The organism is Limnohabitans sp., from assembly GCF_044373035.1.
Lineage (GTDB): Bacteria > Pseudomonadota > Gammaproteobacteria > Burkholderiales > Burkholderiaceae_C > Limnohabitans_A.
Map to the genome: position 1 here is coordinate 1 of NZ_JBILQU010000140.1, position 5595 is coordinate 5595.

Sequence of the window (5595 nt, forward strand, 5' to 3'; positions counted from 1 at the left end):
TCGAAAAATTCGGTCATGACCCCAAGTACCCCGTCACCAACAACTGGCCCCACTTGGTGCAGCAACTGGCCGACTTCGCGCGTGACCAGCAAGGCTTGGACGGCCCCGCCTTTTTGGTCGGCCATTCGCTGGGCGGCCTCCTGAGCCTGATGTGTGCAGCCCGCCACCCCGAGCTGGCGCGCGGTGTGGTGCTGATCGACTCGCCCGTGCTGGGCGGCTGGCGCGCCACCACTTTGGGCCTGGCCAAACGCACCCCCCTGATCGGCGCACTCTCGCCTGGTCGCATCAGTCAAAAACGCCGCCACCACTGGCCCAACGCCCAGGCGGCGCTGGAAAGCTTTGTGCACAAAAAATCCTTTGCAAGCTGGGACCCCCAAGTTTTGCGCGACTACATTGACCACGGCACCCACGACGAGGGCGGCCAGCGCGTGCTCAGTTTTGACCGCGACATCGAAACCGCGATTTACAACAGCCTGCCACACAAACTCGACAGCCTGCTCAAGCGCAAACCCCTCAAATGTCCGGTCGCCTTCATCGGCGGCACGCACTCGGCCGAAATGCGCCAAGCCGGCACCGACCTGACGCACCAAGTCGTCAAAGGCCGCATCATGATGCTCGACGGCTCGCACCTGTTCCCCATGGAAAAACCCATCGCCACCGCTGCCGCGATCGAAGCAACTTTGCGCAATTTTGGCGTCTGAAGCCCATAGGCTTGCACGCTTTTCCACACAGGTGACAGTGCCACGTCAAGGCCATGCCCATAATCTCCGGGTCACGATTTGAAGGTCTTCCCATGTCATCCACACAACCCCTTCGCGGCGTTCGCGTCGTCAGCCTCGCCCTCAACCTGCCCGGCCCTGCGGCCCTGATGCGCCTGGCCCAAATGGGCGCCAGCTGCACCAAGGTCAACCCGCCTGCTGGCGACCCCATGCAGCACTACACCCCCGACGGTTACGCGCTGATGCACAAGGGCGTGAAGCACCACACCCTGGACCTCAAAACCGCAGTGGGGCAAGCTGCGATGCACAAGTTGTTGCCCAAGACCGATGTGCTGCTGACCTCGTTCCGCCCCTCGGCGCTGACCAAGTTGGGCCTGAGCTGGAAGGCGCTGCGCAAACAATACCCCGCGCTCAGCCTGATCGAAGTGGTCGGCGCACCCGGCCCACTGGCAGAAATTCCTGGCCACGATTTGACCTACCAAGCTGAAGTCGGCTTGGTCAACGGCATGGACCTGCCACCGAGTTTGTTTGCCGACATGGGTGGCGCACTCATGGCCAGCGAAGCCACGCTCAAGGCGGTGCTCTCGCTCAAAACCACAGGCAAAGGCTCACGCCACGAAGTGGCCCTGTCCGATGCCGCCGCTTGGCTGGCCCTGCCGCGCCAGCTGCGCATGACCACGCCCGATGGCGCGGTGGGCGGTGCCCACGCGGGCTACCGCATCTACGCCTGCAAAAACGGCCGCGTGGCCGTGGCAGCCCTGGAGCCGCACTTTGCGCAGCGCCTTTGTGAAGCCGCAGGTGTCCAACTGGCCCACCCGGTCAAAGACCTCTTCAAGCCCGCCACGCGCAAAGCCATAGAAACCTTTTTGGCCAGCCAGACCCGCGCCCAGCTCGACAAGCTGGCGGTGGCCAAAGACATTCCGCTCATGACGCTCAACAAGTGAGTCGGGGGGCAGACCCCTTAGCCTCATTGGCCGGTGAATTGCGGTGCGCGTTTTTCCATGAAATGCGACACGCCTTCGCGGAAGTCGTCACTCGCAAAACTGCAGGCCATTTCCACGTTGGCCTGGCGGGTGTTTTCTGCCAAGGTCTGGAATGGCGCGTCGTACTGCTGTCGCTTGATGACCGCCATCGAGCGCGGTGACACGTTGTCCACCAAATCACGCGCATAGGCATAGGTGGCGGCGGCCAAAGCGTCAGGCGCAAACACCTTGTTGACCAAGCCCATGGCTTGCGCCTCGGGGGCCAGCACCTTTCGGGCCGACAGCAGCAAATCCATCGCGTTGGCGTGGCCCACCATGCGCGGCAGCATCCAGCTCAGGCCGTGCTCGGCAATCAAGCCGCGCCTTGAAAACGCGGTGGTGAACACCGCGTTGTCGGCCGCAAAACGGATGTCGCAATACAAGGCGTGCACCAGCCCAATGCCGGCCGTTGCGCCGTTCAGCATGCCGATCACCGGCTTGGGGATCGCCGGGTAATACCCATAGCGCGTTTGGTAATCCAGCCGCTGGTTCACATCGAAAGGCTTCGTCCAGGTCGTCGCCGTGATGTCGCTCGGGTCCAGGCCCTTGAGCAAATCCATGTCGGCCCCGGCGCAAAAGCCCCGCCCAGCGCCCGTGAGCACAATGGCGCGCACGCCATCGTCTGCGGCAGCTGCGTCCATGGCCTCACGCACTTCGCGCTCCATGATGGCGGTCCAGGCGTTGAGCTTGTCGGGTCGGTTCAAGGTGATGGTCGCGATGCGGTGCTCGACCTTGTAAAGAATGTCTTGGTAACTCATGGCAAGGCCTTTCAATGAAGCAATCAACAACTCACACCGTGCGCTTGCCACGGGCCAAAAACGCTTGGGTGGTGGGCTGGTCCAGCAGCTGCTGGCTCCAGCGCTTGAGCACCTTTTCCAGGCGCGGCGCAGCCACCCCCAGCTGCACCATGGCCACGCCGCCATTGACCGATTCGCTGTAGTCGCAAATCAGTCCGTCACGCAGTTCAAAGCGGCTGATGCCGTCGATCACCACCTGCCGCCCCGCAAACTCGGGCACCTTCGAGGTGAAGCTCGACAAAGACCGTGCATAGGCCACCTGGCCATTGCACACGGGCTCGAACATCTCCCAACGGTAATCCGGCCCGGCATCGCGGTGGAACAGGTCGCTCATCATGTGGGCAATGTCGGCGCGGCCCGTGTGATCGCCGTAGATGTAGTCGTGGTAGACGCCGTCTGGCGTGAAGCACTGCGCAAAAGCTTCGCCCTCACCCGCTTCGGCAGCGGCCGAAAACCGCTTGAGCAATTCTTCAAACGCGGCTTGTTGCATGCTGTTGTCTCCTCTGTGTTTGAAATCAATCGGGCAAAGGCTCAGGCAAGCGCTGGAGTGTGCGCACCTTGGACGCGCTGATGATGATGGCCTGCAGGCCAAAGCCCAGCACCACACACCACAAGCTGACTGACACCGGAAAGCTCACCCCCAGCACACCGCCCAGCGCCGCACCCAGCGGCCGCGCGCCTGTGCTGGCCACGATGTTGATCGACGTGACCCGCCCGATCATGGCGCGGGGCGTCACCGTCTGGCGCAAGGTGGTCGAGGTGATGGTCCAAATGATCGGCCCCGCCCCAAAGAAAAAGTAAGACAGCGCCGCCAGCCAGCCCTGCGGCCAAAACAAGGTCAGAGCCATCGTGACCGCCGCCAGCACAGAAAAATAGGGCCCCATCAAAATCGCCTGCCCAAACGGCAGCGCCCGCACCACACGCGGCGCCAGCAGTGCCCCCACGATCATGCCCACGCCATACAAAGCCAGCGTCACGCCCACGCCACTCGCATCCAGCCCCAGGTCGTGGATGGCGTAGGGCACATAAGCCGCTTGCAGCATGAACCAAGAAATGTTCCAGGCAACCGAGCAAAACATCATGGGTCTGAGCAAATCGCTCTGCCACACCCACTTGGCCCCGTCTTGCAACTCCAGCAATGGGTGGCGCGCAGGCATGGCAGCGCGTGCAGGCTCGCGGATGCCACGCAGGAACAACACCGCCGCCACCGACAACAGGCCCGACAACACAAACGCTGCCGACGCCCCGGTCCACGCGATCAAGGCCCCGGCCAAGGCCGGGCCTGCCGCAAACGCCGCGCTGCGCGCCAATTCCAGCCGCCCATTGGCTTGCGCCAAGCCATCGACCTGCACCAGGGCAGGCACCAGCGAAGGCGCGGCCACGCTGAAGGCCACCGTGCCCACCGCCGCGATGAAGCCAATGACGGCCAAAGCCGCAATCGACACATTGCCCGTGACGATCAGCGCCAGCAACAACAACAAAGCCAAGGCCCGCAGCGTCTCGGCCAGCGCCATCAAGCGGGTGCGCGAAGTGCGGTCGGCCAGCAGGCCCAGCGGCATGGACAGCAGCAAAAACGGCAGCGATTGGATGGAGGCCAGCAAACCAATTTCACCGGGCCCGGCCTGCAGCAAGAGCACCGCCACGATGGGCACAGCAGCCAAGCTCAACTGCTCGGCCGACTGGGCCAGCAAATTGGACCAGGCCAGACGGCGAAAAGAGGCGGACAGAACGACAGACATGCAGGGGGCGGTGAACAAACGCATCCGCAGGATGCGTCAAACAAGGGATGTCGATTCTGGGCGCGGCCCAAGGTCCGGCATGTCGCCTAGGTGCACCCGATCAAGCCGCCCAGGTCACCAAGCCGGTGTAGCTGGTGCCCAGCACCACCAGACCGAACACGATCCGGTACCAGGCAAACACCTCAAAGCTGTTGGTCGAGATGAATTTGAGCAACCAGCGCACGCAGACCCAGGCGCTCAAAAACGAAAACACCAAACCCACCGCAAACATCGGCACATCGGCCATGCTGAGCAAAGCGCGGTCTTTGTACAGGCTGTAAGCCCCCGCACCGATCAGCGTGGGAATGGCCAGGTAAAAAGAAAAGTCCGTCGCCGCCTTGCGCGACATGCCCAGCAACATGCCGCCAATGATGGTCGCGCCGCTGCGGCTGGTGCCCGGAATCATGGCCAGGCACTGCACCAGGCCCACCTTGAGCGCATCTTGCCAACGCATGTCTTCGACCTCGGCAATATGCACGGCGCGAGCCTGTCTGCGCTCGGCCCACAAAATGATGAAACCGCCAATGATGAAGGTGGTGGCCACCACCTCGGGTGTGAACAGGTTCGCTTTGATGGCCTTGCCAAACATCAAGCCCAGAATCACGGCAGGCACAAAAGCAATGAACACATTGAGCGCAAAACGCTGGGCATCGGCACTGCGCGGCAAGGCACGCACCGTGCTGCTGATCTTTTGCCAATACACAATGATCACCGCCAAAATAGCGCCCGTCTGGATGGCGATGTCGAACACCTTGGCCTTGTCATCGTCAAAGCCCAGCAAGGCCCCGGCCAAAATCAAATGCCCGGTGGACGAGATCGGCAAGAACTCGGTCAGCCCCTCGACCACGCCCATCACGGCGGCTTTCAACAACAACATCAGGTCCACAAACGCTCCTCGAAAAATCTGGGGAGATTATCGTTGCTTGGGCATCGCCGCCTTCAAGAATTCGTCGCACTCGCCTGTTTGCGTCCGCCACTCACGCCCGTCCTCGTCATCTCGCGCCGCCTGAACGGTCAACCGTCGCATACGCATGGAAATCGGGCTATCGGCACGCCACAGTGCAGGCACAAGCAAAAATTCAGGAGGAAAACTGTGCAACTCTCGCCCACCATCGCCGTGCACATGAGCTTGGCGCTCAGCGCCGTCGCCATCGGCCCCTGGGTTCTCTGGGCCCGAATGGGCTCCACGCTCCGCCCCCAACTGCACCGCGCCCTGGGCTACGCCTGGGTCACCTGCATGCTGGGGGCAGCGCTCACGGGCGTGTTCATCCGCGACTTC

At 62.5% G+C, this 5595-nt stretch carries 7 protein-coding genes; 3 read left to right on the forward strand and 4 right to left on the reverse strand.

Annotation, left to right across the window (positions count from 1 at the left end; genetic code table 11):
* Together ACIQ47_RS14330 and ACIQ47_RS14335 are read left to right on the forward strand one after the other, a co-directional pair.
* On the forward strand, positions 1 to 701 hold a 701-nt coding region (locus ACIQ47_RS14330), incomplete at its 5' end, for an alpha/beta hydrolase (protein WP_396438750.1).
* A 92-nt stretch (positions 702 to 793) separates the two neighbouring features.
* Positions 794 to 1663: a CoA transferase gene (locus ACIQ47_RS14335; protein WP_396438751.1), complete on the forward strand. Its 870-nt coding sequence runs from the start codon at positions 794 to 796 to the stop codon at positions 1661 to 1663.
* Between the two features lie 23 nt (positions 1664 to 1686).
* Here the strand turns inward: ACIQ47_RS14335 and ACIQ47_RS14340 are convergent, their stop codons facing one another.
* From ACIQ47_RS14340 to ACIQ47_RS14355, 4 genes are all read right to left on the reverse strand, one after another.
* The gene (locus ACIQ47_RS14340) at positions 1687 to 2499 is read right to left on the reverse strand and encodes an enoyl-CoA hydratase (RefSeq protein WP_396438752.1); all 813 of its coding nucleotides are present in this window, start codon (positions 2497 to 2499) and stop codon (positions 1687 to 1689) included.
* 31 nt (positions 2500 to 2530) lie between these two features.
* Positions 2531 to 3028 carry a nuclear transport factor 2 family protein gene (locus ACIQ47_RS14345; RefSeq protein WP_396438753.1) on the reverse strand — a complete coding sequence of 166 codons (498 nt, stop codon included), beginning with the start codon at positions 3026 to 3028 and terminating at the stop codon, positions 2531 to 2533.
* Positions 3029 to 3053: 25 nt separating this feature from the next.
* Positions 3054 to 4277, reverse strand: coding sequence for an MFS transporter (locus tag ACIQ47_RS14350; protein ID WP_396438754.1), 1224 nt, complete (start codon positions 4275 to 4277; stop codon positions 3054 to 3056).
* A gap of 100 nt (positions 4278 to 4377) precedes the next feature.
* Positions 4378 to 5202 (reverse strand): undecaprenyl-diphosphate phosphatase, encoded by an 825-nt coding sequence (locus ACIQ47_RS14355; protein WP_396438755.1) that lies wholly within the window; start codon positions 5200 to 5202, stop codon positions 4378 to 4380.
* A gap of 207 nt (positions 5203 to 5409) precedes the next feature.
* Between ACIQ47_RS14355 and ACIQ47_RS14360 the strand changes: the two genes are divergently transcribed.
* A partial coding sequence (locus tag ACIQ47_RS14360; protein ID WP_396438756.1) for a DUF2306 domain-containing protein occupies positions 5410 to 5595 on the forward strand: 186 nt, incomplete at its 3' end.